The sequence below is a fragment of the Streptomyces sp. S4.7 genome, assembly GCF_010384365.1.
In the GTDB taxonomy this organism is placed as follows: domain Bacteria; phylum Actinomycetota; class Actinomycetes; order Streptomycetales; family Streptomycetaceae; genus Streptomyces.
Genome location: NZ_CP048397.1, coordinates 3,520,447 through 3,546,170 on the forward strand (window position 1 = coordinate 3,520,447; position 25,724 = coordinate 3,546,170).

Consider the following 25,724-nt stretch of genomic DNA (forward strand, 5'->3'; position numbering starts at 1 on the left):
CGTACCCCTCGGGAGGGTGATCCTCGGCACTGCGTCGGATCTACGTCGCGGTAGGACTTACCCTCATGCGCAAACAGTCCCTCCCCACCCCCAGGAGGGTCTACTCGCCGCTTCGTACTTGGGAGTCACCACCGTGACCGATGTGACCGGAGCCCCTGTCGCAACCGCCGATGTACTGCACACCCTGTTCCGCTCGGAGCAGGGAGGCCACGAGCAGGTCGTGCTCTGCCAGGACCGTGCCAGCGGGCTCAAGGCAGTCATCGCCCTGCACTCCACCGCCCTGGGTCCGGCCCTGGGCGGCACCCGTTTCTACCCGTACGCCTCCGAGGAAGAAGCCGTCGCCGACGCGCTGAACCTGTCGCGGGGGATGTCGTACAAGAACGCCATGGCCGGTCTCGACCACGGCGGCGGCAAGGCCGTGATCATCGGTGACCCCGAGCAGATCAAGTCGGACGAGCTGCTGCTGGCGTACGGCCGGTTCGTGGCCTCGCTGGGTGGCCGCTACGTGACGGCCTGCGACGTCGGTACGTACGTCGCCGACATGGACGTCGTCGCCCGCGAGTGCCGCTGGACGACCGGCCGCTCACCCGAGAACGGCGGCGCCGGCGACTCCTCCGTACTGACCGCCTTCGGTGTCTTCCAGGGGATGCGCGCCAGCGCCCAGCACCTGTGGGGCGACCCGTCGCTGCGCGGCCGCAAGGTCGGCATCGCGGGCGTCGGCAAGGTCGGGCACCACCTGGTCGAGCATCTGCTCCGGGACGGCGCCTCCGTCGTGATCACCGACGTACGGGACGAGTCCGTGCTCCGGATCACCGGGCGCCACCCGGAGGTCGCCGTGGCCGCCGACACCGACGCGCTGATCCGCTCCGAGGGCCTGGACGTCTACGCGCCCTGCGCGCTCGGCGGGGCGCTCAACGACGACTCCGTGCCGGTCATGACCGCGAAGGTGGTGTGCGGGGCGGCCAACAACCAGCTCTCGCACCCCGGCGTCGAGAAGGATCTCGCCGACCGCGGGATCCTCTACGCGCCGGACTACGTGGTGAACGCGGGCGGGGTGATCCAGGTCGCCGACGAGCTGCACGGATTCGACTTCGAGCGGTGCCGGGCGAAGGCCGCGAAGATCTTCGACACAACGCTTTCAATATTCGCACGTGCGAAGGATGACGGGATTCCGCCCGCCGCGGCGGCCGACAGGATCGCCGAGCAGCGGATCTCGGAGGCCCGTCTGCGCTGACGTCGGAAAGGGGCGGCCGGCCGACGCGGAGCCACCGCGGGGCCACGGGGGAGACGAGACTCACCCCGGTCGGCGGGTCGCCCCTCAAGAAGAGGTTAAAATCGCAGCTGACCAGCGGGGACAGCCGTTCCCGCCGGTCCCGCGCCGAGGCGCGTCATGCGGGCGGCGTACCGTATGGCCGCGGAAGCAGGTACCGTTGAAGTCCTAAGGACGGGTCTCTCTGCGGAGAGCTCGTTCTGAAACATGAACGCGTGTCAAGACTCTGGGGCCGTGGAGCCCCGTCACCGAGGGGGTCGAGCCATGGGGCGCGGCCGGGCCAAGGCCAAGCAGACAAAGGTCGCCCGCCAGCTGAAGTACAACAGCGGCGGGACAGACCTGTCGCGTCTGGCCAATGAGCTGGGCGCATCGCCTTCGAGTCAACCGCCGAACGCTGAGCCGTTCGAGGATGACGACGAGGAAGATGACCCGTACGCACAGTACGCGGAGCTGTACAACGACGACGATGAGGACGAGGAGTCCGGCCCGTCGTCACAGCGTCGCGGCGCTTGACGTACGTACACCTCAAAAAGAAATCACTCATGTGACCCGGTCCGGGCTCCCCGGACCGGGTTTCACCATGACACCAGTGCCCCGTGGGCACCGAGCACTCGCTAGCTCGCATAGTCCCCGGTCAGCGCCGCGCCCGTGGACACGGCGCTCTGCCGGTCCACGATGCCGCCGGCCACCCAGGCGTCCACACCGCGGTCCGCGAGCGTGGTGAGCGCCGTGTCCACCGACTCCTCGGGGACGACGGCGATCATGCCGACGCCCATGTTGAGCGTCTTCTCCAGCTCCGTGCGCTCCACCTGGCCGGCCGAGCCGATCAGGTCGAAGACCGGGCCGGGCGCCCAGGTCGAACGGTCCACCGTCGCGTGCAGATGGTCCGGGACGACCCGCGCCAGGTTGTTGGCGAGGCCACCGCCGGTGATGTGGCTGAAAGCGTGTACCTCGGCGGTCCTGGTCAGCGCCAGGCAGTCCAGCGAGTAGATCTTGGTGGGCTCCAGCAGCTCCGCGCCGAGGGTGCGGCCGAACTCCTCGACCTCGCGCTCCAGCGACCAGCCGAGCCGGTCGAACACGACATGCCGGACGAGTGAGTACCCGTTGGAGTGAAGCCCGGAGGACGCCATCGCGATCACGACGTCACCCGTACGGATACGATCCGCGCCCAGCAGCCGGTCGGCCTCGACCACGCCCGTACCCGCGCCGGCGACGTCGAAGTCGTCCTCGCCGAGGAGGCCGGGGTGCTCGGCGGTCTCGCCGCCCACGAGGGCGCAGCCGGCCAGCACACAGCCCTCGGCGATGCCCTTGACGATGGCGGCGACGCGCTCGGGGAAGACCTTGCCGACGCAGATGTAGTCGGTCATGAACAGCGGTTCGGCGCCGCACACCACCAGGTCGTCGACGACCATGCCCACGAGGTCGTGGCCGATCGTGTCGTAGACGCCCATCTTGCGGGCCAGGTCGACCTTCGTACCCACGCCGTCGGTGGCCGAGGCGAGCAGCGGGCGCTCGTAGCGCTTGAGCGCGGAGGCGTCGAAGAGGCCGGCGAAGCCGCCGAGGCCGCCGACGGTCTCGGGGCGCTGGGTCTTCTTCACCCACTCCTTCATCAGCTCGACGGCGCGGTCGCCGGCCTCGATGTCGACGCCCGCGGCGGCGTAGGAGGCACCGGAGGATTCAGCTGGCATGGCGGGGAGCTTTCGTGTCGGTACTGCGGGGGCTCGGTTCGGGGGCGGGGTCCGTCCGTCCGGGACGTGACTGTGGTCCGCCGCGACCGGAGAGAGGGTCGCGGCGGGCCGTACGGGCACGTTCACGGGCGCTCACGGCCGCTGTTACGGCCGCCTGAGCGCGTCGGCGGCATCGGAGCCGCCCGCCAGCTCGGTCTCCAGCAGCTGCTTGCCGAGGAGTTCCGGATCGGGCAGGTCCATCGGGTACTCGCCGTCGAAGCAGGCGCGGCAGAGATTCGGCTTGGCGATGGTCGTCGCCTCGATCATGCCGTCGATGGAGATGTACGCGAGCGAGTCGGCGCCCAGCGACGTGCCGATCTCCTCGATGGACATGCCGTTGGCGATCAGCTCCGCGCGGGTCGCGAAGTCGATGCCGAAGAAGCACGGCCATTTCACGGGCGGGGACGAGATCCGGATGTGGACCTCGGCGGCGCCGGCCTCGCGGAGCATCTTGACCAGGGCGCGCTGGGTGTTGCCGCGGACGATCGAGTCGTCGACGACCACCAGGCGTTTGCCCCTGATGACCTCTTTAAGAGGATTGAGCTTCAGGCGGATGCCCAGCTGGCGGATGGTCTGGGAGGGCTGGATGAAGGTCCGGCCCACGTACGCGTTCTTCACCAGTCCCGAGCCGTACGGGATGCCGCTGGCCTCCGCGTAACCGATCGCGGCGGGTGTGCCGGACTCCGGCGTCGCTATGACGAGATCGGCGTCGGCGGGCGCTTCCTTGGCGAGCTTGCGGCCCATCTCCACCCGGGAGAGGTAGACGTTCCGGCCGGCGATGTCGGTGTCGGGGCGGGCCAGATACACGTACTCGAAGACACAGCCCTTGGGCTTCGCTTCAGCGAATCGCGAGGTGCGCAGGCCGTTCTCGTCGATGGCGACCAGCTCGCCGGGCTCGATCTCCCGGACGTAGGAGGCGCCGCAGATGTCGAGCGCCGCGCTCTCGGACGCCACGACCCAGCCGCGTTCGAGCCGTCCGAGGACGAGCGGGCGGATGCCCTGCGGGTCCCGGGCCGCGTACAGGGTGTGCTCGTCCATGAAGACGAGCGAGAAGGCTCCCTTGGCGCTGCGCAGAACCTGCGGAGCGGCCTGTTCGACGGTGAGGGGCTTGCCGTCGTCGTCCGTCTGTCCGGCGAGGAGCGCCGTGATCAGATCGGTGTCGTTGGTGGCGGCGACGCGGGTCGTGCGGCCGTTCTCCTTGGGGAGGTCGGCGACCAGCTCGGCCAGCTCGGCCGTATTGACCAGATTGCCGTTGTGGCCGAGCGCGATGGAGCCGTGGGCGGTTGCCCTGAAGGTCGGCTGCGCGTTCTCCCACACCGAGGCTCCGGTGGTGGAGTAGCGGGCGTGACCCACGGCGATATGGCCCTGGAGGGAGCCGAGAGAAGTTTCGTCGAAGACCTGTGAGACGAGGCCCATGTCCTTGAAGACAAGGATCTGGGAGCCGTTGCTCACTGCGATGCCCGCGGACTCCTGTCCGCGGTGTTGCAGTGCATACAGTCCGAAGTAGGTGAGCTTGGCGACCTCTTCACCGGGGGCCCAGACTCCGAAGACGCCGCAGGCGTCCTGAGGGCCCTTCTCGCCAGGGAGGAGGTCGTGGTTGAGTCGTCCATCACCACGAGGCACGCCACCGAGTGTAGGCGAGATCGAGCGCTGGTCCGAATGCGGTACGGAAGTGGGCCTTGAGGTGGACGGCGAAGCGGGCCGGCGGCGTGTCGCCACCGGCCCGCTCGGACAGGTCCCCACTCACCAGCGGGAACGCGCCGTTACTACTTCGCGGGGGTGCCCGCGGCGGCTCCGAAACCGGTGCCGTCGGCCGCCTTGAGGGTCAGCTCACGGTGGTGCACCTCATACGTCACCTTCCCGTCGAGCACCTTCAGGAGCTTGCGTTCCAGGGACATCCCCGGCTCCGGGCAGATCTTCTTGGTGGACCTGACGGGCCCGAAGGTGATCGTGGAGTCCGTGGTCTTCGCCGGCGCCGAGAACGTGTTGCAGCCGAGGCTGCCGCTCACGGTGCCGTCCTTGGCGAAGGTGAGCGTCGCCTTTCCGCTCTCGCCCTTCTTGTCCTTGGGCAGCGAGCTCGCCGTCCCGCCGGAGACGAGGCTGGTGACGGTCCACCCCGTACCCACGAGCGGGACGGGCTTCTCGGCGGACATGGAGATGGAGTCGCCCCCGGCACTGGTGAGGGTGAGCTTCTTGTCCTCGACCTTGGCCTTGAGCTTGCCCTCGAAGGCACCGTCGAGCGCCTTCTCGAACGCGGCCAGCTCCTCGGGGCAGCCGATCTGCGTCGACTGCTTCTCACCGACAGTGATCGTGTCGCCGTCGATGGTGGCCTTCGCGCCGATGGAGTTGCATCCGGTCCGGGCACTGACCCGGCCCTTGGAGTCGATCTCCACGCTGGCCCCGGCGGGCGCCGCGGTCTTCTTGCCGTCGACGCTGAGGCTCTCGATGCTCCAGCGCACGTCGGTCAGGGGCAGATCGGACTGCACCGCGCTGCCTGCCTCGGCCGCCCCGTCGGACCCTCTGCCGGATTCCGTGCCGCACCCGGCGAGGACGAGGAGGGACAGGGTCGTGAGGGCGGTGACGATGGTCACTGGCTGTTTCCGCATACCGGTGGGACGAGGCAGCCCCCGGTCCGGTTCCGTGACGGTGCCGGAAGGGTCGGCCGATCGGGTCCCGCTCAGCTCATGACCGGCAGCAGCGCGGCCAGATCCGCGCGCTCCCCGCTGGCGCCGACCTGCGCCGACGCCAGCGCCTCGGACCACGTCGTACGTCCCGTGGCCAGCCTCAGCCAGGTGATCGGGTCCGTCTCGACGACGTTGGGCGGAGTGCCACGGGTGTGCCGGGGGCCCTCCACGCACTGCACGACGGCGTACGGCGGGATCCGCACCTCCGTCGACGCGCCGGGCGCCTTCTCCGCGAGCGCGTCGGCGAGCAGCCGGGTGCAGGCGGCGAGCGCCTGCCGGTCGAAGGGGATGTCGAGCCCGGCGGCACGGTTCAGGTCGTCGGTGTGGACGACGAGCTCGACGGTGCGGGTGACCAGGAAGTCGCCGAGGCGCATCGCGCCGACCCGGACGACGATCAGCCGGTCGGCCGGGGCGTCGGGGAGCAGTGCGTTGATCCGGCCGGCCGTGCGCTCGAACAGCTCGGCGGGTTCGGCGGAGGCCGCGTACGCCTTGACGTCGTCCGAGATGGGGGCGGCGAACGCGGCCGTGGCGAACGCCCACCCGGGCAGGCCGACCTCGGCCACGGGCGGGGCGGGCTGCTCCAGTGCCCGGCTGACGGTCTCGACGCCCATGCACAGGTGCGCGGTCAGCTCCCGCACGGTCCAGTCGCCGAGCCCTGCGGGCCGGGCGAGCTGCTCGGGCATGAGGGCGGCGACCGCCTCACGCACGTGCGCGAACTGGGTGAGGACGGCGGTACGGGTCCTGTCGGAGTCGTAACCGCGCTGCTTGCGCTTCTTGGCCGGTGGCATGACCGGGAGGCTAGCGCGACGGCCTCGGCGGCTTCACCGGGGCCGTCCCGGAGCGGACCTGGGGCGGACCCGGAGCGTGTACTGCCGGGGGCGCGTACCGCCGGGGCGCGTACTACGGCTCCAGCACGGCGCGCAGGAACCCGTCGGACCTGTCCCCCAGCCGCACCCCGTCGCGCGCCGTCCAGTGGCGGCGCAGCACCCGGACGCTCTGCCTCGGCTTCGTCCGCCGGTACCGCCCCAAGGCGGGCATCGGCACGCTGATGTCGCTGACGCTTCCGGTGGCGCTGTCGATGCTCGTCGTATGGACGCCGCTCTTCCTCGCCTGGTACGCCATCGGCCTTCCGTTCGGCCCCGGAGCACCCACGCGCTGACGCGCCCCCTCACAAAAACGGCGGACCCGGAACCCCCGGAGCCCCCCGAGCCCCCGAGCAACGCGACCGAATCGGAGAGACAGAGAGAACATGTCGGCACCCGCATCCGCCCCCGCCCCCCGGTCCCCCGAGGGCCCCGCCCTGTCCCGTATCTCGTCCTGGTGCCGCACACCGGAACACGAGGACGGCTACCTCGCCGATCTGCGCCGGCTGGTGGAACAGGAGTCGCCCAGCGACGAGAAGAAGCTCCTCGACGCCACCGCCGATCTGCTTCTGGAGCTGCTGTCGGAGCGGCTCGGCGAGCCGAGCCGTACCGTAAGGCACCGTCACCCGGAGCTGGGCGATGTCATCGAGGCCGAGTACGACGGCACGGTCACCGGCGCCGTCGTCACCGTCGTCGGCCATTACGACACCGTGTGGCCGGCCGGGACCACCGCCGACTGGCCGTTCACGGTCACGGGCACGACCGCGTCGGGGCCGGGCGTCTTCGACATGAAGGCCGGTCTGGCGCAGGGAATATGGGCGCTGCGCGCGCTGCGCGCTCGGACTGCCGCGGCCCACCGTGCGTTTCGTCTTCAACGGGGACGAGGAGACCGGCAGCGTCGTCTCCCGGCCGCTCATCGAACGGGCCACCGACGACGCGGTCGCTACACTCGTGCTGGAACCGGGCGGCGAGTGGGGGATCAAGGCCGGCCGCAAGGGCGTCGGCATCTTCAACCTCACCGCGACCGGTCTCGAGGCCCACGCCGGCCTCGATCCGGCCAAGGGCGCCAGCGCCATCCACAGCCTGGCCGACGTCATCGGGGACCTGGTCGCCGCCGCCGATCCGGAGCGTGGGACGACCGTCAACGTCGGCCGCATCGCCGCCCTCGGCCGTCCGGTCCTGTGCGGCATGGGCGCGACCGGTGACGGGGCGCACGCGCGGCACGAGCACGTCACCGTCGCGGACCTTCCCGACCGTGTCGCCCTCACCGCCGGAACGCTACTGGGCCTCGCCGCCGAGCCGCTGTCCGACAGCTGATTCCATCAGCTGGAAGTGAAGGCGCGGTTCGGTGGAGTTGCCGGTATTGCCGCAGTCGGCGATCCGCTGCCGTACCGAGCCCGTGCACCTCACGCCGTCGGCGTCCGCCCCGGCCCCTCTCCTCGCGCCGGCCGGGACGACGCCTCCGTACGCTCCGGCGCCGCGAGCCGGCGCTCCGGCTCGGCGACAAGAATCGCCGGACGGGCCGCGTACGCGCGGCCCGTCCGGCGATTGAGGACGGAAGCGGGAACGGTCAGGCCAGCAGGGCCTCGATCGTGCCCTCGTGCGCCGAGCGCAGCTCGCTCAGCGGGATGCTGAACTCGCCCTGGACCTCGATCTCTTCACCGTCCACCACACCGATCCGCGTCGCGGGCAGCCCCCGCGCGGCGCACATGTCGGTGAAGCGGAGCTCCTCGCTGCGCGGCACGGCGACGACCGCGCGCCCGGCGGACTCGCTGAACAGCGCGGTGAACGCGTCGAGCCCGTCCGGCACGACCAGCCGCGCGCCGTTGCCGCCCCGCAGGCACGACTCGGTGACGGCCTGGATCAGACCACCGTCGCTCAGGTCGTGGGCGGCGTCGATCATGCCGTCGCGCGATCCCGAGATCAGAATCTCGCCGAGCAGCTTCTCCCGGTCCAGGTCCACCTTCGGCGGCAGCCCGCCCAGGTGGTCGTGGATCACCTGCGACCAGGCCGATCCGCCGAACTCCTCGCGGGTGTCACCCAGCAGATAGAGGAGCTGGCCCTCTTCCTTGAAGGCGATCGGGGTACGGCGCGTGACGTCGTCGATCACACCGAGCACGGCGACGACCGGCGTCGGGTGGATGGCCGTCTCACCGGTCTGGTTGTAGAGCGAGACGTTGCCGCCGGTCACCGGGGTGCCCAGCTGGAGGCAGCCGTCCGCCAGACCGCGGGTGGCCTCGGCGAACTGCCACATGACGGCCGGATCCTCGGGCGAACCGAAGTTCAGGCAGTCCGAGATGGCGAGCGGCTTGGCGCCGGAGGCGGCGACGTTGCGGTACGCCTCCGCCAGCGCGAGCTGCGCGCCCGCGTACGGGTCGAGCTTGGCGAACCGGCCGTTGCCGTCCGTCGCCATGGCCACACCGAGGTTGGTCGACTCGTCGATGCGGACCATGCCCGCGTCCTCGGGCTGCGCGAGCACCGTGTTGCCCTGCACGAAGCGGTCGTACTGGTCGGTGATCCACGACTTCGACGCCTGGTTCGGCGACGCCACGAGCCGCAGCACCTGCTCGCGCAGCTCGGCGGAGTTCGCCGGCCGGGCGAGCCTGCCCGCGCCGTCGGCCTGGAGCGCGTCCTGCCAGCCGGGGCGGGCGTAGGGCCGGTGGTAGACCGGGCCGTCGTGCGCCACGGAGCGCGGCGGCACGTCCACGATCTGCTCGCCGTGCCAGTAGATCTCCAGGCGGGTGCCCTCGGTGACCTCACCGATGACGGTCGCGATGACGTCCCACTTCTCGCAGATCTCCATGAACCGGTCGACCTTGTCGGGCTCGACGACCGCGCACATGCGTTCCTGCGACTCGCTCATGAGGATTTCCTCGGGCGAGAGGGACGAGTCACGCAGCGGGACGGTGTCCAGCTCGACCCGCATGCCCCCGGAGCCGGCCGACGCCAGCTCGCTCGTCGCGCAGGAGAGCCCGGCGCCGCCGAGGTCCTGGATACCGGCGACCAGCTTCTCGGCGAAGATCTCCAGGGTGCACTCGATGAGGAGCTTCTCCTGGAAGGGGTCGCCGACCTGGACGGCCGGGCGCTTGGCCGGTCCGGTCGACTCGAAGGTCTCGGACGCCAGCACCGAGACGCCGCCGATGCCGTCGCCGCCGGTCCGGGCGCCGTACAGGATCACCTTGTTGCCGGGGCCCGACGCCTGCGCGAGGTGGATGTCCTCGTGCTTCATCACGCCGATGCAGCCCGCGTTGACCAGCGGGTTGCCCTGGTAGCAGGGGTCGAAGACGACCTCGCCGCCGATGTTCGGCAGGCCGAGGCAGTTGCCGTAACCGCCGATGCCGGCGACGACGCCGGGCAGCACGCGCCGGGTGTCGGGGTGGTCGGCCGCGCCGAAGCGCAGCGGGTCCACGACGGCGACCGGGCGGGCGCCCATGGCGAGGATGTCGCGGACGATGCCGCCGACGCCGGTGGCCGCGCCCTGGTAGGGCTCGATGTACGAGGGGTGGTTGTGCGACTCGACCTTGAAGGTGACCGCGTACCCCTGGCCGACGTCCACGACGCCCGCGTTCTCACCGATGCCGACGAGCATCGCGTCGCTGGCGGGGGCCTTGTCGCCGAACTGCTTGAGATGCACCTTGCTGCTCTTGTACGAGCAGTGCTCGGACCACATCACCGAGTACATGGCCAGCTCGGCGCCGGTCGGCCGACGCTCCAGGATCTCGCGGATCCGGGCGTACTCGTCCTCCTTGAGGCCGAGTTCCTTCCAGGGCTGGTCGACGTCGGGCGTCCCCGTCGCGTTCTTGACGGTGTCCAGGTTCTTGATCGTCATCAGGCGCTTACCAGCTTCTTCAGGATCGAGGTGAAGAATCCGAGCCCGTCGGTACGGCCCGTGCCGATCAGCGGTTCGACGGCGTGCTCGGGGTGCGGCATCAGACCCACGACGTTGCCCGCCGCGTTGGTGATGCCGGCGATGTCGCGGAGCGAGCCGTTCGGATTGCCGTCCAGATAGCGGAAGGCGACCCGGCCCTCGGCCTCCAGCTCGTCCAGGACCGACGCGGCGGCCACGTACCGGCCGTCGATGTTCTTCAGCGGTACGGAGATGGACTGGCCCGCCGTGTAGTCGGCGGTCCACGCGCTCGAAGCGTTCTCCACGCGCAGCTTCTGGTCGCGGCAGATGAAGTGCAGATGGTTGTTGCGCAGCATCGCGCCCGGCAGGAGATGCGTTTCGGTGAGGATCTGGAAGCCGTTGCAGATCCCGAGGACCGGCATACCGGCCTTCGCCTGCTCGATGACCGTCTCCATCACCGGCGAGAATCGCGAAATGGCGCCGGCGCGCAGATAGTCGCCGTAGCTGAATCCGCCCGCCAGGACGACGGCGTCGACCTGCTTGATGTCCTTGTCGCGGTGCCAGAGTGAGACGGGCTCGGCGCCGGCGATCCGCGCCGCGCGAAGACTGTCCTGGTCGTCGAGTGTGCCGGGGAAAGTGACGACTCCGATACGAGTGGTCACGACTCCACCTTTACGACGAAGTCCTCGATGACGGTGTTGGCGAGGAACGTCTCGGCCATCTCGTGGATGCGGGCGAGGGCGGCCTCGTCGACCGGGCCCTCCACCTCGAGCTCGAAACGCTTTCCCTGTCGGACGTCCGCGATCCCGTCGAAACCCAGCCGGGGCAGTGCGCGCTGCACTGCTTGTCCTTGCGGGTCGAGGATCTCCGGCTTGAGCATGACGTCGACTACGACGCGTGCCACTGGCACTCCCGGTGGTGTGGTGCGGCTGTGTGGTGCGGCTGTGTGCAGCTGTCCGCGGCTGTGGTTCCGCCGGGGAATCCCCCGACCCCCCGAGTGCCTTCAGCGTACCCGTACGCAAAATCTACGCGAGTAGATATCCACACAGTGTCGGACTCTCCACCGATCTCCGTCGATATCGCACCGTGAGACGACCGGGAAAAATCCAGGAAAAAAATCGCCCCCGCCATTGCCGTCGGACACGCTGATGCAATTGGCTGGGCTTCACAATGCGATGCGGTTCGCTGTACAAAGGAATAGAGCAGAAAGCCGCATTGCCCCTAAACAGCCGGAAGCCCGGTATCGCCGCACGTCAGCCATGATCCCGAGCATGGCCCCGGCCCGGCGGTGCCGCAGGAAAGGACCGATATCCGTGGCGCAACGCGTAGTGGTCACGCTCTCCGACGACATCGACGGCGGGGAAGCGGCGGAAACGGTCACGTTCGGCCTCGACGGGAAGTCGTACGAGATCGACCTCAATCCCGCCAATGCAAAGAAACTGCGCAAGGCCCTGGCCCCCTACCTCTCCGCGGGCCGGCGGCAGACCCACGCCGGAAAGAACCGTAAGTCGTACCGGCACACGGCCCTCGCGCCCGACCCGGCGGCCGTACGCGCCTGGGCGCTCTCGCACCGGATGGAGGTGCCGGCCCGCGGCCGGATCCCCAAGCGGGTCTACGAGGCGTTCCGCGAGGCGAGTTGAGGAGGTGTCCGGTCCGGGACGCACGGCCGGGCTCGCCGGGGAACGGAGTTGCACAGCACCCCCAGCGATCGGCTAGAGTCTGGAGCACGCCGAAGGGCAAGGCCGAAAAGCCGAACCCCACGCAGCGTGCGGGTGTAGTTCAGTAGTAGAACGCCCCCTTTCCAAGGGGGAGGCGCAGTGTGCGATTCCTGTCACCCGCTCTGCATCACATCGAAGCTTGTTGTTGGTGAACGATGCACTGCGGACGTAGCTCAGTTGGTAGAGCGCAACCTTGCCAAGGTTGAGGTCGCCAGTTCGAACCTGGTCGTCCGCTCCGTATCGAAGACCCCGGTCACCTGTGACCGGGGTCTTCGTCGTGCTGGGCCGCAGCGATGACATTTGTCATGAGCAGTGGTGACAGCGTGCACTGATCCCGGGCCCCGTCCGGCGGAAGTCTTGTACTCATGACAACGACTCGGGGAGACAACGCGGTAAGGGCCACGGATGTGGACTGGAACGTCATCGAGGTGGACCGGCTCCGGCGCACCTACGCCGGGGGGTTCCAGGCGGTGGACGAGATCTCGTTCACCGTCGGCGAGGGGGAGGTCTTCGCGCTGCTCGGCACGAACGGGGCGGGCAAGACCTCCACCGTGGAGATGCTGGAGGGCCTCGCCCGTCCCAGCGGGGGCACGGTGCGGGTACTCGGACACGACCCGTACACCGACAGGGCCGCAGTACGGCCGCGGACCGGAGTGATGCTCCAGGAGGGCGGCTTTCCGACCGATCTGACGGTCAAGGAGACCGTACGGATGTGGTCGGGCTGCACCAGCGGGGCGCGACCCGTGGCCGAGGCGCTGGATCTCGTCGGGATGGCCAAGCGCGCCGGTGTGCGGGTCAAGCAGCTGTCCGGCGGCGAGAGGCGGCGCCTCGACCTGGCGCTCGCGCTGCTGGGACGGCCCGAGGTGCTCTTCCTCGACGAGCCGACGACCGGCCTCGACGCCGAGGGCCGCCGCGACACCTGGGAGCTGGTCGCGGCGCTGCGCGACGGCGGCACGACCGTCCTGCTGACCACGCACTACCTGGAGGAGGCCGAGTCCCTCGCGGACCGGCTGGCGATCATGCACAGCGGCCGGATCGAGGTGGCGGGAACACCGGCGGAGGTGACCGCGACCAGGCCGGCCCGGATCCGGTTCAAGCTGCCCGAGGGCGTGGCGCCGGGGCAGCTGCCGCTCACCCTGCGGGCGGCGGCGGACGGTCCGCAGATCGAGATCCGCACCCAGGACCTCCAGCGGGACCTCGCCGAACTGCTGCGCTGGGCCGAGGAGTTCGGCGTACATCTGGCGGGGCTCGACGCCCGGTCCGCCTCGCTCGAAGAGGCGTTCCTCGACATCGCGGCACAGCGCGCGGGGGCCGGTACCCCCGGTGTGGGTACGGGCGACAACAAGGGAACGGGGGTCGCCGCATGAGCGCGACAGTCACACAGAAGCGCGAGACGGCCGCCGAGGGCGGGACGACGACCAGGGCGGGACGGCTGGGCGCGCTCGCGCGGGCCGAGCTGACGCTGCTGATCCGCAACAGGACGACGCTCTTCGTGGCCCTGTTCGTGCCCATCGGGCTGATCGCCTCGGTCCAGGTCTCGCTGAAGGACGTCGATCTGGAAGAGACCGGGATGAGCGTCCTGGAGATCGCGCTGACCGGCGGCATCGGCATGGTGCTGCTGATGGTCGTGTACTCGAACCTCACCTCCGCGTACACGGCCAGGCGCGAGGAACTGGTGCTCAAGCGGCTCCGTACGGGCGAGGTGTCCGATCCGGAGATCCTGACCGGGACCGCGCTCCCCGCCGCCGCGCTGGCGCTCGCGCAGTGTGTGCTGCTGGTCGCGGTCGGTGTCGCGTTCCTGGACGTCAGCTCCCCGCGGCGGCCCGAGCTGCTGGTGCTGGGTGTGCTGGTGGGCATCGGGCTGATGGCGGCGCTGGCCGCGGCCACGGCTTCGTACACCCGCACCGTGGAGAGCGCGCAGATCACCACCATGCCGTTGTTCCTGCTCTCGGTGGTGGGATCGGGCCTGTTCATGCCGCTGGAGGCGCTGCCCGACAACGTCGCCTCGGTCTGCGAGGTGCTGCCGATGACCGGCATCGTGACCCTGGTGCGGGCGGGCTGGCTGGGCGACGCCGCGACCGGGGACCTGGTCTCGGCGGGACTGAATGCTCTGGCCTGGTCGGTGCTGGCGGTGTTTGCTGTGAAGCGGTGGTTCCGCTGGGAGCCCCGACGCTGAGCGAAGGGCGCGACGGACGGACGACGCGCCGGCGGACGCCGAGCGCGCGTCCGTCCGTGGAAGAACACGCCGACACGGGCGGGAGCGGGAAGGACGGCATGGCGAGGGTGATGGGCAGGGCGCGACCGTGGGCCGGGAAGAGCAAACCCGCCAAGGTGGAGATCTACACCCGCTGGTCCTTCCACCTCTTCATGGTCGGCGAGCTGGTGGTCATGGCGATGGGCACCGTGGCGCGGGCCGGCTCACCGGTCGGCGGCTGGTTCCTGCTGCTCGGCTGTGCCCACGCGCTGGCGGCCGGCGCCTACATCTCGTACGCCCTCGACTGGTCGCTCGGCAGGCGGGCCCGGCCGACCCGTCTGATGGCCGTCACGGGTGTGCTGTCCGTCGTCGGTTCCGTGGCGACCATGGCTCTCGTCGCCGCGAACCGGTCGAGCACGGACGACCTCCAGAGCCTGTCCTACGTGCTGGTCGCCTTCGCCGGATTCGGCGTCGGGTCGCTGGTCGTCGGTGTCCGGCGGGTGAAGAACATGCTGCTCCTGGTGCTGGCCTCCATCGTGGTCGTGGCGCTGTCCGGGCTGGTGTTCGGCATGGGGCTCGGTGCCCTCTTCGGTTCCGTGCTCGGGGTGCTGATCGCGGGACTGGCCCTGACCTTCACCACCGGCTTCTCGGTCTGGCTGGTCAAGGCCGTATGGGATCTGGACAGCGCCCGTGAACTCCAGGCACGGCTGGCCGTCGCCGAGGAGCGGCTGCGTTTCGGGCGGGACCTGCACGATGTGATGGGCCGCAATCTGGCGGTGATAGCGCTCAAGAGCGAACTCGCGGTGCAGCTGGCGCAGCGCGGCGGCACGGAGCAGGCCGCCGCCCAGATGTCCGAGGTGCAGCGGATCGCGCGGGAGTCGCAGCGCGAGGTGCGGGCGGTCGTGCGGGGATACCGGGAGGTGGACCTGCGCACCGAACTGGAGGGCGCGCGGGGCGTGTTGCAGGCGGCGGGGATCGGTTTCCGGCTGGAGGGCGTGGATACGCCGAGCGGTGCGGGCGGGAACGGAACGGGCAGGGACGGTACGGACGGCGTGGACGGCGGCTCCGGCGGCGGTGCGGACGGCACGGCGGGCCTGGCGGCCGACGTGCAGTCCGCACTCGGGTGGGTGGTCCGCGAGGCCGCCACGAACGTGCTGCGACACGGGGACGCGCGGCAGTGCACGGTACGACTGACGGTACGGGAGGGGTGCGACGCGGTGCTGGTCGTGGAGAACGACGGACTGCCCGACCGGGCGGCCCTGGCCCGGTCGGGCGCGGACAGCCCGCCCCGGCGGGCGGGGACCGGGCTCGCGGGGTTGCGCGAGCGGCTGGCCACGCTGGGCGGCACGCTCGACGCGGGGCCGGTGGACGGCACCCACTTCAGGCTGACGGCCCGCGTGCCGCTGGCGGCGGCGCCGACCGGGACCACTGAAACCGCTGGGGTCGCCGAGGCGGCCGGGGCGAGCGAGGTGACCGCGTGAGTCAGCCGCCACCGCCCGTCCCCGCGTCGGTGACACCCGTACGCATCCTGCTCGCCGACGACGAGCATCTGATCCGGGGCGCGTTCGCGGCGCTCCTCGGGCTGGAGGAGGATCTGACCGTCGTCGCCGAGGCCGCCTCCGGGCCCGAGGCGCTGGCGATGGCGCTGGCACACCGCCCGGACGTCGCCGTCCTCGACCTCCAGATGCCGGGCGCCGACGGTGTGAAGGTCGCCACATCTCTGCGTACCGAACTGCCCGGCTGCCGGACGATGATCGTCACCAGCCACGGCCGCCCCGGCCATCTCAAGCGGGCCCTGGCGGCGGGGGTGCGCGGCTTCGTACCGAAGACCGTCAGTGCCCGGCAGCTCGCCGAGATCATCCGTACCGTGCACGCCGGAAACCGGCACGTGGACCCGGAGTTGGCGGCCGACGCGATCTCCGCCGGTGACTCGCCGCTGACCGCGCGCGAGGCCGAGGTGCTGGAGCTGGCCGCCGACGGGGCGCCGATCGCCGACATCGCGGCATGGGCCTCGCTGTCGCAGGGCACCGTACGGAACTACCTGTCGTCGGCCGCGTCCAAACTGGGGGCTTCGAGCCGGCATACGGCGGTGCGTCTCGCCCGGGAGCGAGGTTGGGTATAGTGGGCTTCGCGCCACGGCGCACGCGGACGTAGCTCAGTTGGTAGAGCGCAACCTTGCCAAGGTTGAGGTCGCCAGTTCGAACCTGGTCGTCCGCTCAGCACAGGAACCCCCGGCCGGATCACCGGCCGGGGGTTCCTCGTTGTTCCGGCCGCGGGCTACCAGCGCGTACCGGTGAGGAGTTCGTACGCCTCCAGGTACTTGGCGCGCGTCGCGTCCACGATCTCCTGGGGCAGCTCCGGCGGTGGCTGCTCGCTCGCGCGGTCCCAGCCGGAGGCGGGCGACGTCAGCCAGTCCCGTACGTACTGCTTGTCGTACGACGGCTGCGCGTGGCCCGGCTCCCAGGTCGCCGCCGGCCAGAAGCGCGAGGAGTCCGGGGTCAGCACCTCGTCGGCGAGCACCAGCCGGTCGTCGGTGTCGAAGCCGAACTCGAACTTCGTGTCGGCCAGGATGATGCCCCGGTCGCGGGCGATGTCGCGGGCGCGGCCGTAGACGTCGAGCGTCGTACGGCGCAGCAGCGCGGCGGTCTCGGCGCCGACCTGGCGGGCGACCTCCTCGTACGACACGTTCTCGTCGTGGTCGCCGACGGCGGCCTTGGTGGCGGGGGTGAAGATCGGCGCCGGCAGCTCGGAGCCGTCGACCAGGCCCTCGGGGAGGGCGAGTCCGCAGACGGTGCGGGTCTGCTCGTACTCCGCGAGACCGGAGCCGGTGAGATAGCCGCGGGCGACGCACTCGACCGGGGTCATCCGCAGGGGCTCGCAGATGAGTGTGCGGCCGGCCCAGTCGGCGGGGGCGCCGTCCGGGAGGTCGGTGGAGATGACATGGCTCGGCGCGAGGTCGGTGAACTTGTCGAACCACCAGAGCGAGAGCTGCGTCAGGACCCGTCCCTTGTCGGGGATTTCGGTGGGCAGGACCCAGTCGTACGCGGAGATGCGGTCGCTGGCGACCATCACGAGATCGCCCGCCTCGTTCCGGTACAGGTCGCGCACCTTGCCGGTGTGCAGATGCACCAGGCCCGGGACCTGAAGCGGCTCGGGCTTTTCTACGAATCCGGACACGGTTCCTCGTTCCTCGCCGCGGGTGCTTTCCGGTTCCGATTCTCCCGTATGCGCGGGGCGTGCGTGGGGGCGGGGCGTGCGTGGGGCGGTGCGTGCGTGGGGCGGCCTGCCTCACCGGCCCCGGCCGCGTTCAGTCCCGCTTGCAGATGCGGTCGAGGAGATTCGCGGTCGCCCGCTGGACGCGCGGGTCGACATGGCCGGGGCGGTCCAGGGCGGGTGACCACGCGAAGGTTCCCGAGGCGAAGACGAGTGCGCCGGAGGGCGCCCGGTAGAGCGAAGTCTCCTGATGGCGCAGGGCGTTGTCGCCGTCCCGGTACGGCGAGTGGGCCAGCAGCATCCGTTCGTCGTGCTCGGGCAGCGCCGTACGCGGGAAGTAACGGTCCGCCTCGCCGGCGACCAGGCCGGGGATCTCGTCGCCCTCGGAGGCGCCGGTGGCTTCCCAGAACCAGTGCTCCGCGTTCCGTACGACCATCGGGTGCGGCTCGGGGACCCGGCCCACGTACTGGATGCCGAGCAGCTGCTGCTCCGGCTTGTCCACCTCCCGCCAGAGGGCCGGGCGGCCGGGGCCGTGGCGCTTGCGGCAGGTGAGGAGACGGTCGGGGATGCCGGAGGCGGACGGGCCCAACTCGACCTGCCAGTACATGGTGTTGGCGGAGAGGAAGACCAGCGACGTGCCGTGCGCACGCGCCCGCTCGACGGTGCGGCGCATGGGGAGCGACCAGTACTCGTCGTGGCCGGGGAAGACCAGCCCCCGGTAGCGGGTCGGGTCGATCCTGCCTGCGTGCAGATCGCGGGCGTCGGCGTAGGCGATGTCGTAGCCGTAGCGCTCGGCCCAGCGGATGAAGTCGTACGCGTGGCCCACGTGGATGGGCAGGCCGGCGCCCGCGTACGGGCGGTCGAAGGAGACGGTGATCGCCGCGTCCTCCTCACCGAGGAGCCGGCCCTGCTCGTCCCAGGCGTGGTAGAGGCTGGCGCCGAGACGGCCGTCCTCCGGGTAGAGGTTGTACGCCTGCCAGGTGATGTCGGGCAGCAGCAGGAGCAGGTCGGCGGGGTGGCTGTCGCGGACCGTGAAGGGGATGTGGGAGCGGTAGCCGTCGGTGGTGGTGAGGACGGCCACGTACGCGCCGAGCGACCAGTACGACGGGATCTGGAGTCGCCAGGAGAGCCACCAGTGGTGACAGGAGACCGTGCGCTCGGCGGCGAGCGGGGCGGGCTGGACGATGCCGGAGAGGCGGGGGCTGGTGGTGATCTTGCGGGCGCCCTCGCCGCCGTAGTGCCCGATCCGGTAGATGTCCACGGCGAACGGCTGGGGCGGATCGACGGTGACGTGGAAGTCGATCGACTCGCCGGGCGCGGCGGCGCCGGTGGAGGCGAAGCCCTTGATCTGTCGGTGGACGTCGTCGGCGGTGCGGGTGCCGCCGCGGTCGCGCCCGAGCGTCGGGTCCGCGTACCAGGGGACGACCTGGCCGGTGTCGTCGAAGTAGGTCTCGCTGCCGCGCAGCCAGGGCACCGGTCCCTGGCCGAAGGGGTCTGAGACGGCGTGGGCGAGCGCGCCCGACTCCCACCGTCGGATGTGATCGGCGCACATTGGCGCGCCCCTCCCTGGAATCCCGTCCGGGTCTTGGTGGTCGGTCGACTGCCGGTGGGCGGGCGGCCGTTGGGGCCGGGCCGTGTCAGCGTCGAGCCCCAGCACATCACATTACGCACGCGCTCCGTCACCGTTCGTCGCGAATGGAAGTGAACGGAACACCCGGATTCGGATGGCGGGTTGAGTGGCGCGTGGCGCTCACCGGGCGGCCCGCCAGGCGGTTTGCCGGACCCCTGCCGTGGGGTTCTTCAGGCCCTCGCCGGGCGGTTTGCCGGGCGGTTCGTGTTCTGTGCCCGGGCGGTTCGTGGGCTGTACCCAGGCGGTTCGTGGGCCTTGCTCGGGCGGGGCGCGGCGCCTTCGGCGGGTCCGGGCCGGGCGTCCCGGCCGGATGGGGGTGAGCGAATTCACACCAGACGGACCGGTTTCTCCGAACGTACGCCCGTCGAGGCCAGCCATGTCCGCAGCGGCTCCACGTCCCCGTCCTCCACCAGGCTCAGCACCCCGCCCGCCAGATCCGTGCGGCGTTTGCCGCCCATCAGCAGGGCCGGTCCGTCGAGCCAGTCGAGGCCCGGGGCCGCGCCCGCCGTGTCCACGGCCGCGCAGCAGACCATCGCCGTGACGTGGTCGGCGAGCAGCTCACGGCCCGTACGCGGCGGCATGAGCGGAAGCAGCGGGAGCGGGTCCGTCCCACGGAACGCCAGGGCGTCGCCGGCCGTCTCCGCCGCCGGGGCGGGCGACGGGACGGACGGCACGGCCGCGGCCTCCTCGCGCGCCACCTCGGCGCTGATCCCGGCCGCCAGGGCATCGCCCGCCTCCTCGCCCCGTCCGGCGAGATGGTCCATGACGCGGTCCAGCGTGGGGCCGAGCACGCGGGCGGCCGAGAGGTCGGCCGCGGATTCGCCGGGCCGGACGGAGGGACGTACACCCATGTCGTCCAGGACGCGGTGCAGCCTGGCCGCTTCCGTACGCCACTTACGGTCGACGACCTCTTCCGGATACTGCTGCCAGTCGACCGGGGACCAGTCGGGGCCGGAGGCGGCCGGGCCGCCGTGGAAGAGGCGCGCGGCCAGCAGGGACGCGGCCTCGTCGACCGCGCCGGGCTCTTCGAGCAGATCGCAGGCGGGCCGCTCGCCGAGCCGGGAGGTGAAGCCGTCGGCCAGCCGGTCGCGCCGCGAGAGCTCGGTGAGCGCCGATACGACTCCGACGTCGAGCCGGGACGGCCAGCGGCCCATCCGCCAGGCGGGCAGCGCGACACGGGTCAGCAGCCGGTCCCAGCCCGCGTAGGCGAGGCCGACCTGCTCCTGGGCGACGATCCGCAGGCCGTAGTCCACACCCTGTGCGCGCTCGGACGCGGCGGAGGCGACACCGCGCTCCATCAGCGCGGCGTGCTCGCCGCAGGCGCGCAGCATCAGGCGGGCGATCCGGCCGACGACGGCGAGCGCGGCCCGGCGTATCAGCCCGAGCCCCGGGCGGCCGGAGAAAGCCGCCGCGGCGTCGAGGCCCCGCACGAAGCGGCGGGCGGCCGCTATGTCGGGGTGCGACGCCGGCCCCGTACCGGCCACGACAGGGGCCAGCACGGCGCGCAGCTCGGCGACCCGCATCCACCACAGGAAAGGCGAGCCGATCACGAGGACTGGCGCGGCGGGGATCCGGTGGCGGCCGGGGCCGGCGGCCGACCCCTTCGGGAAGCCGGGGACCCCACGGGCGCCGGTGCCATCGCCGGTACCGGATGGGCCGGTCGGGGCGTCGACGGGGGCGTGCGCGGGGTGCGTACGGTCCTCGAGCCAACTGTCGCAGTCGGGGGTCAGGGCTATGGCCGAGGGCGCGGGCACGTCCAGCCGCTCGGCCAGATCCCGCACCAGCCGATACAGGTCGGGGGCGGACCGCTCGGCGATCTCCACGGTGGGGCTGAGGGCGGGTCTGGCCCTGGAGATCACGACGGCGACGGCCGCCGCGCACAGCAGCACGACCACGGCGAAACTTGTCACGGTCCAGCGCGCGGTGTCCCAACTCCCGCCGGTGAGACGGCCCGTGGCACCGCCCGCGAGCAGCACGACCGCCGCCGCGGCGGGCAGCAGCGCGACGGCCATGGCCCTGCCGCGCACGCGCAGCACCGCGACAGCCCTGGACCTGGCGCCCAGGACACCGATCTCCTCACCGACACCGGAACCGGACACGTCCGGATCTCACCCCCTCTGCCAGCACTGCGGCGGATTTGCTCACTCCCCCACTGTGGCACCCGCCACTGACATCGCAATGCCGGTGGGCCAAGTGCCCGAACGCTTGCGCCGCACCATAGTTGGGGCCCCTGCGGGGGTCATTCGGATGGGCTAACCGCCACTCGATGGAATGGCTTTGGGCAAAGGTGCTGACGCGCGGGTGTTCCGGAGTCCGGTATCCGCGGCGGGGTGACGAGGGGAACTGGTTTCCGCGACCGGGCCGCGTGGCGGGCTCGGGTGTCGGGTGTCCGATGTTCGTGCCGGGGGGGCCGGGGCGGGACGGAGACGTCCCGGCCCCGACCGGCCGGTCAGGCTTCGGCGGCCTCGCGGGCGATGTCCGTACGGTGCTGGGAACCGTCCAGGCGAATGCGGTCCACGGCCGCGTACGCCCGCTCCCGCGCCTGCCCGAGATCCTTGCCGGTCGCCGTGACGGACAGCACCCGGCCACCGGCGCTCAGGACCGTGCTGCCGTCGTCGGCCAGCCGGGTCCCGGCGTGCAGGACGTACGCGTGGGGCGCATCCTGCGCGACGACGTCGGCCAGGCCCTCGATGGGGTCGCCCGTGCGCGGCGTACCGGGGTAGTTGTGCGAGGCCACGACGACAGTGACCGCCGCGTCGTCGCGCCAGACCAGGGACGGCTGATCGGCGAGACGCTCCTCGGCGGCGGCCAGCAGGACACCGGCGAGCGGGGTCCTCAGCCGGGCCAGGACCACCTGTGTCTCGGGGTCCCCGAAACGGGCGTTGAACTCGATCACCCGCACACCGCGGCCGGTGATCGCCAGGCCCGCGTACAGCAGCCCGGCGAAGGGCGTGCCACGGCGGCGCAGTTCGTCGACGGTCGGCTGGAGCACCGTCTCCAGGACCTCGTCGACCAGCTTGGGATCGGCCCACGGGAGCGGCGAATAGGCGCCCATGCCACCGGTGTTGGGGCCCTCGTCGCCGTCGAGCGCCCGCTTGAAGTCCTGGGCGGGCCGCAGCGGGAGGACGGTGCGGCCGTCGGTGACGGCGAAGAGGGAGACCTCGGGGCCGTCGAGGAACTCCTCGATGACGACGCGGCCACAGGCGAGCGCGTGCTCGCGGGCGGCGGCGATGTAGTCGGTCACCACGACGCCCTTGCCGGCGGCGAGACCGTCGTCCTTGACGACGAAGGGGGCACCGAAGGCGTCGAGGGCCTTGTCGATCTCCTCGGGGGTCGTACAGACGTAACTGCGCCCGGTGGGGACACTGGCCGCGGCCATGACGTCCTTGGCGAAGGCCTTGGAGCCCTCCAGCCGCGCGGCCTCGGCGGACGGGCCGAAGCAGGCGATGCCCGCGTCCCGTACGGCGTCGGCGACCCCCGCGACGAGCGGCGCCTCGGGTCCGACGACGACGAGCCGGGCCTCCAGCTCGGTGGCGAGCCGGGCGACGGCCGCACCGTCCATGGCGTCGACCGGGTGCAGCTGGGCGACTTCGGCGATGCCGGCGTTGCCCGGCGCGCAGTGCAGGGCGGTGACGTCGGGATCGAGGGACAGAGAGCGGCACAGGGCGTGTTCGCGGGCACCGCCGCCGATGACTAGGACCTTCACGGGGGGCAGCCTAGCCGGGACGGGGTCCGCGACCGACCTGACGTCCGGCGGCCGGACGGCGGGCGCGGGTATGAGGGTGCGCGGGGCGGGGGCGTCCCAGGGCGTGTCCGGAGAGTCCCGCCTGGCCCGCAGCGGCTGGCGCGGCACCTCCCCGAGGGGGTACGGGAGGTGCCCCCGCGTTGTGGGAGCCGGCCAAGTACGTCCAGTACAGGACCACTCCTCGGCCTCGCGATGCACCGCGGCAGCCGCCGCGGGCCCCGCCCTGCGGGCGGACGGTGCTACTTCCGGGACACGCCCTACGAGCTCGTGCATGGTTGGCGGTGAGACGTCGAGGACTTCGGTGGGGCCCGGGGGTCACATCTGCCGTGCCGATGTCAGGTCTGCGCCCTGCTGATGAGACAGCAGGCCGGCGATGGCCTGGACCGTGTCGCTCATGTGCTCGCGGCGGCCGAGGTGGCGTGCGAGTGCCCGCCAGTTCTTGAGATGTGCGATGCCGTGCTCGACCCGGATACGGCGTGAGGAGTGCGCCTTGCGCTGGCGCTCGTACATATCCTCGTACCAGTCCGGGGCGTTCTTCTTGAACTTGCGGTGCGGTGGCGTCACCACGCGTCCGCCGGTCTGTGCGCCGAGCCCCTGGTAGCCGGCATCGGCGAGGATCTCGACCGCAGGCCCACCGGCCAGGAGCTCCACCAGCCCCAACTGGCGTGCGTGGGTGATGTCCGCGCAACTCCCGGGCTTGGTCGGGCTGCACCACAGCATGCGTCCTTCGCCGTCCGTGACCACCATGGATTTGACGGCGTTCTGCTTGTTCTTGCCGGAGATGAACTTGTCCCGGTCCTTGCGTCCTTGGGCCGGCCGCCGGACCCGGATCTCGGTGCCGTCGATGATGCCGGTCTTCCCTGTCGCGCCGAGATGGTCGACGACTTCGGCCAGAGTCCGCAGCCGTACGTCGGGGCTGATGGTGCACCCTCGCTCGGCGAGCAGGGGCCGCACCTCGTTGATGGCCCGGGTGATGGTGGAGCGGTCCACGCCAAACCAGCAGGCCAGCACGTCGTGGGTAGTCCCGTGACGGAGATGGACGAGAGTGGCCAGCAGCCGGTCGACAAACACCAGCCGGTGCTTCGCGCCGGCGCCCATGGCCCGCTTGCGCGGCCGGGAGGCAAGCCTGGCCTGGTGGCGCTCGTGCCACAACGGCCCCACTTCGGCGACGAGTTCAGCGATCACATCGGCCGTCAGGCCCGTGATCCGCCGGTTGCTGATGACCAGTGCACGAGCCGAGTTCCCCACCACGCAACCATGATCAACGATCAAGGACTCGGCGTCTCACCGCCAACCATGCACGAGCTCGCTAGCTTGATCTTTAACCTGTGCGGCGTGGACGCGGGGTCGTTGACTTCTTCTTGCGTCGCTTCGCGGAGCCTGGTTTGCCAACTGTGTGCACGTCATAGCGGGCAGTGGGTTGGTTGTTCTTGCGGCCGGGTGGGCGTCCTGGGCCGGGTCGGGCGGGTTTCGGTGCTTCGGCTGGGCAGGCTGCCTTCGGGCGGAGGTGCCGAAAGCCGCGGCGGACTCGTGCGGGAGTGAGCCTGTCGGGCGGGGTCGGTTTCTCCCACGGCCTGCGGAGATCGGCTGCCAGTGGGCGGGCGAGCCGGAGCTGGGTGAAGACCGCGAGGGTCAGCCAGGTCCAGCGGTCTGCGGCTTCGGGGCTGCGGATCTTCGGGCAGGTCCAGCCCAGGGTCTGCTTGAAAAGGCGGAAGGTGTGTTCGATGTCGAAGCGCCGCAGGAATGCCTGCCAGAGCCGGTCGACGGTGGTTTCGGTGGCGTCGGTGCCCGACCACCACAACCAGACCGGCTTCGGTGTCGCACCGCTGGGCAGGTACTCGACCTGCAGACGGATCACGGTGCCCTCGATCACCGGCAGGGCACCCAGCTCAGCAGTCCAGGCGGAGCGGTGGGTCAGCCTCGGGTGGAGCCGGTCCCAGGCCCTGGCGGTGGCTGTCCCGTATAGGCGGGTTGCGGTCACCGTCTGAATGTCGGGGGTGTTCCAGGTGTCCGGGTCACCGAAGACGAACTCGCCGCCGTGGCGGGGTGGGCGGCCCAGGACACCGGGCTCACGGGGTGGGACCGCGCGTCGCAGGACGCGGTCCGAGCGCATCCGGCCCAGTACCTGCACCGGCAGATCCTTCAGAAGGAAGGCCAGACGTGGCACGTCGTATCCGGCGTCCACCACGATCAGGATCTCCTGATCACCGTCCTTCCACTGGCCGGCCGTGACCAGCCGCTCGACGAGTTCGCGCATCTGCCGGGCGGTGACGGTGGCGGCATCGTCGCCCGGTGCCAGACGCAGTGCGTCCAGCGGTGCGGTCCAGGAACTGCGGCCGGTCTCCAGCGCGCAGATCACCGAGTACGGCCAGCCGGGAACGGGAATGTGCTGGTCCTTGCCCCGCCCATAGGTGTGGCACAGGATCCGCTGCGGCGAGGTGTGGGCGCTGGGCCGCAGCCGGCAGGTGAGGTCGGCGGCCAGAACCAGCCGGCCGTCCGCCGCCCTCGGCAGCGGCACCGTCGCCAGGGCCCGCCGCAGCCGGGCGACGTCGACCCGGCCCGCGGCCAGGGCATCGTAGAGCCCGCCGTGTCCCCGCCGGTGTTCGCCCACCAGCGACAGCTCCACCAAGGACCGGACCGGACCATCCGCGCACAACACCGCGTCCGCGAGTTCGAACAAGGCGTCCGCACGCCTGGTCAGACAGGAGTAGAACTCACCCCGGAAGCGTGACAGTCCCGCAATCGGATCCTGCCGGACGACGTGATGCGACAGACTCATCCCCACGGCCTTCGTGCTGAGCGTTGTGTGTTCCTTGGTCGGATCACATGCTCA

Annotated in this window: 23 protein-coding genes, 3 tRNA genes and 1 pseudogene; 13 read left to right on the forward strand and 14 right to left on the reverse strand. The window is 70.9% G+C overall.

Features of this window, described 5'->3' with window-relative positions; all coding sequences use genetic code 11:
* Nucleotides 1-133 precede the first annotated feature (133 nt).
* Both SSPS47_RS15500 and SSPS47_RS15505 read left to right on the forward strand, forming a co-directional pair.
* Nucleotides 134-1,234 (forward strand): Glu/Leu/Phe/Val dehydrogenase, encoded by a 1,101-nt coding sequence (locus SSPS47_RS15500; protein WP_164251627.1) that lies wholly within the window; start codon nucleotides 134-136, stop codon nucleotides 1,232-1,234.
* Between the two features lie 300 nt (nucleotides 1,235-1,534).
* A complete protein-coding gene (locus tag SSPS47_RS15505) occupies nucleotides 1,535-1,783 on the forward strand; it encodes a DUF3073 domain-containing protein (protein WP_078076416.1) in 249 nt (82 codons plus the stop codon).
* Nucleotides 1,784-1,884: 101 nt separating this feature from the next.
* Here SSPS47_RS15505 and purM read toward each other — a convergent pair whose 3' ends face one another.
* From purM to SSPS47_RS35410, 5 genes are all read right to left on the reverse strand, one after another.
* Nucleotides 1,885-2,958 (reverse strand): phosphoribosylformylglycinamidine cyclo-ligase, encoded by a 1,074-nt coding sequence (gene purM, locus SSPS47_RS15510; RefSeq protein ID WP_147878067.1) that lies wholly within the window; start codon nucleotides 2,956-2,958, stop codon nucleotides 1,885-1,887.
* A 144-nt stretch (nucleotides 2,959-3,102) separates the two neighbouring features.
* Nucleotides 3,103-4,620, reverse strand: coding sequence for an amidophosphoribosyltransferase (purF, locus tag SSPS47_RS15515; RefSeq protein ID WP_164251628.1), 1,518 nt, complete (start codon nucleotides 4,618-4,620; stop codon nucleotides 3,103-3,105).
* Between the two features lie 143 nt (nucleotides 4,621-4,763).
* Nucleotides 4,764-5,588 carry an META domain-containing protein gene (locus tag SSPS47_RS15520; protein ID WP_343234885.1) on the reverse strand — a complete coding sequence of 275 codons (825 nt, stop codon included), beginning with the start codon at nucleotides 5,586-5,588 and terminating at the stop codon, nucleotides 4,764-4,766.
* 86 nt (nucleotides 5,589-5,674) lie between these two features.
* The gene (locus SSPS47_RS15525) at nucleotides 5,675-6,469 is read right to left on the reverse strand and encodes a maleylpyruvate isomerase family mycothiol-dependent enzyme (RefSeq protein WP_164251630.1); all 795 of its coding nucleotides are present in this window, start codon (nucleotides 6,467-6,469) and stop codon (nucleotides 5,675-5,677) included.
* A gap of 112 nt (nucleotides 6,470-6,581) precedes the next feature.
* Nucleotides 6,582-6,725 carry a hypothetical protein gene (locus tag SSPS47_RS35410; RefSeq protein ID WP_239064921.1) on the reverse strand — a complete coding sequence of 48 codons (144 nt, stop codon included), beginning with the start codon at nucleotides 6,723-6,725 and terminating at the stop codon, nucleotides 6,582-6,584.
* Between the two features lie 4 nt (nucleotides 6,726-6,729).
* Here SSPS47_RS35410 and SSPS47_RS35415 point away from each other — a divergent pair, with 4 nt between their 5' ends.
* The 3 genes and pseudogenes from SSPS47_RS35415 to SSPS47_RS36235 all read left to right on the forward strand — a co-directional run bounded on the left by SSPS47_RS35415 (nucleotide 6,730) and on the right by SSPS47_RS36235 (nucleotide 7,861).
* Nucleotides 6,730-6,840, forward strand: a complete 111-nt coding sequence (locus SSPS47_RS35415; protein WP_239064922.1) for an AbgT family transporter — start codon at nucleotides 6,730-6,732, stop codon at nucleotides 6,838-6,840.
* A 90-nt stretch (nucleotides 6,841-6,930) separates the two neighbouring features.
* Nucleotides 6,931-7,329, forward strand: a pseudogene (locus tag SSPS47_RS36230) (M20 family peptidase); the annotation flags it as partial.
* 73 nt (nucleotides 7,330-7,402) lie between these two features.
* Entirely contained in the window at nucleotides 7,403-7,861 is a 459-nt protein-coding gene (locus tag SSPS47_RS36235; protein WP_343234886.1) for a M20/M25/M40 family metallo-hydrolase, read from the forward strand.
* Between the two features lie 253 nt (nucleotides 7,862-8,114).
* Here SSPS47_RS36235 and purL read toward each other — a convergent pair whose 3' ends face one another.
* The 3 genes from purL to purS are packed head-to-tail and all read right to left on the reverse strand — an operon-like array spanning nucleotide 8,115 to nucleotide 11,295.
* Complete coding sequence (gene purL / locus SSPS47_RS15540) at nucleotides 8,115-10,373, reverse strand: phosphoribosylformylglycinamidine synthase subunit PurL (protein WP_164251631.1); 2,259 nt, start codon at nucleotides 10,371-10,373, stop codon at nucleotides 8,115-8,117.
* Nucleotides 10,373-11,053 carry a phosphoribosylformylglycinamidine synthase subunit PurQ gene (gene purQ, locus SSPS47_RS15545; RefSeq protein ID WP_164251632.1) on the reverse strand — a complete coding sequence of 227 codons (681 nt, stop codon included), beginning with the start codon at nucleotides 11,051-11,053 and terminating at the stop codon, nucleotides 10,373-10,375. The genes purL and purQ overlap by 1 nt, the downstream gene beginning before the upstream one ends.
* On the reverse strand, nucleotides 11,050-11,295 hold the full coding sequence (gene purS / locus SSPS47_RS15550; protein ID WP_078076409.1) for a phosphoribosylformylglycinamidine synthase subunit PurS: 246 nt from the start codon (nucleotides 11,293-11,295) through the stop codon (nucleotides 11,050-11,052). Before purS ends, purQ begins: the two co-directional genes overlap by 4 nt.
* 409 nt (nucleotides 11,296-11,704) lie before the next feature.
* On the opposite strand from purS, the gene SSPS47_RS15555 reads away from it, so the two are divergent.
* From SSPS47_RS15555 to SSPS47_RS15590, 8 genes are all read left to right on the forward strand, one after another.
* Nucleotides 11,705-12,031: an Lsr2 family protein gene (locus tag SSPS47_RS15555; protein WP_203557853.1), complete on the forward strand. Its 327-nt coding sequence runs from the start codon at nucleotides 11,705-11,707 to the stop codon at nucleotides 12,029-12,031.
* Nucleotides 12,032-12,159: 128 nt separating this feature from the next.
* Nucleotides 12,160-12,231: transfer RNA gene (locus tag SSPS47_RS15560), tRNA-Gly, on the forward strand.
* 40 nt (nucleotides 12,232-12,271) lie between these two features.
* Nucleotides 12,272-12,344 (forward strand) — tRNA-Gly (locus SSPS47_RS15565).
* Nucleotides 12,345-12,474: 130 nt separating this feature from the next.
* Nucleotides 12,475-13,476: an ABC transporter ATP-binding protein gene (locus tag SSPS47_RS15570; RefSeq protein WP_164251633.1), complete on the forward strand. Its 1,002-nt coding sequence runs from the start codon at nucleotides 12,475-12,477 to the stop codon at nucleotides 13,474-13,476.
* Entirely contained in the window at nucleotides 13,473-14,285 is an 813-nt protein-coding gene (locus SSPS47_RS15575) for an ABC transporter permease (protein WP_164251634.1), read from the forward strand. The genes SSPS47_RS15570 and SSPS47_RS15575 overlap by 4 nt, the downstream gene beginning before the upstream one ends.
* Before the next feature lie 98 nt (nucleotides 14,286-14,383).
* Nucleotides 14,384-15,784 (forward strand): histidine kinase, encoded by a 1,401-nt coding sequence (locus SSPS47_RS15580; RefSeq protein WP_164251635.1) that lies wholly within the window; start codon nucleotides 14,384-14,386, stop codon nucleotides 15,782-15,784.
* Nucleotides 15,785-15,813: 29 nt separating this feature from the next.
* On the forward strand, nucleotides 15,814-16,425 hold the full coding sequence (locus tag SSPS47_RS15585) for a response regulator transcription factor (RefSeq protein ID WP_147878133.1): 612 nt from the start codon (nucleotides 15,814-15,816) through the stop codon (nucleotides 16,423-16,425).
* 22 nt (nucleotides 16,426-16,447) lie between these two features.
* Nucleotides 16,448-16,520, forward strand: a tRNA-Gly gene (locus SSPS47_RS15590).
* A 60-nt stretch (nucleotides 16,521-16,580) separates the two neighbouring features.
* Here the strand turns inward: SSPS47_RS15590 and SSPS47_RS15595 are convergent.
* From SSPS47_RS15595 to SSPS47_RS15620, 6 genes are all read right to left on the reverse strand, one after another.
* Complete coding sequence (locus tag SSPS47_RS15595; protein WP_147878079.1) at nucleotides 16,581-17,480, reverse strand: phosphoribosylaminoimidazolesuccinocarboxamide synthase; 900 nt, start codon at nucleotides 17,478-17,480, stop codon at nucleotides 16,581-16,583.
* A 130-nt stretch (nucleotides 17,481-17,610) separates the two neighbouring features.
* Nucleotides 17,611-19,068 (reverse strand): N,N-dimethylformamidase beta subunit family domain-containing protein, encoded by a 1,458-nt coding sequence (locus tag SSPS47_RS15600; protein WP_164251636.1) that lies wholly within the window; start codon nucleotides 19,066-19,068, stop codon nucleotides 17,611-17,613.
* A gap of 404 nt (nucleotides 19,069-19,472) precedes the next feature.
* Complete coding sequence (locus SSPS47_RS15605) at nucleotides 19,473-21,245, reverse strand: hypothetical protein (RefSeq protein WP_164251637.1); 1,773 nt, start codon at nucleotides 21,243-21,245, stop codon at nucleotides 19,473-19,475.
* A 350-nt stretch (nucleotides 21,246-21,595) separates the two neighbouring features.
* Complete coding sequence (gene purD, locus SSPS47_RS15610) at nucleotides 21,596-22,852, reverse strand: phosphoribosylamine--glycine ligase (protein ID WP_164251638.1); 1,257 nt, start codon at nucleotides 22,850-22,852, stop codon at nucleotides 21,596-21,598.
* A gap of 354 nt (nucleotides 22,853-23,206) precedes the next feature.
* Entirely contained in the window at nucleotides 23,207-24,142 is a 936-nt protein-coding gene (locus SSPS47_RS15615) for a transposase family protein (protein WP_203557751.1), read from the reverse strand.
* 70 nt (nucleotides 24,143-24,212) lie between these two features.
* On the reverse strand, nucleotides 24,213-25,670 hold the full coding sequence (locus SSPS47_RS15620; protein ID WP_164251639.1) for an NF041680 family putative transposase: 1,458 nt from the start codon (nucleotides 25,668-25,670) through the stop codon (nucleotides 24,213-24,215).
* Nucleotides 25,671-25,724 lie beyond the last annotated feature (54 nt).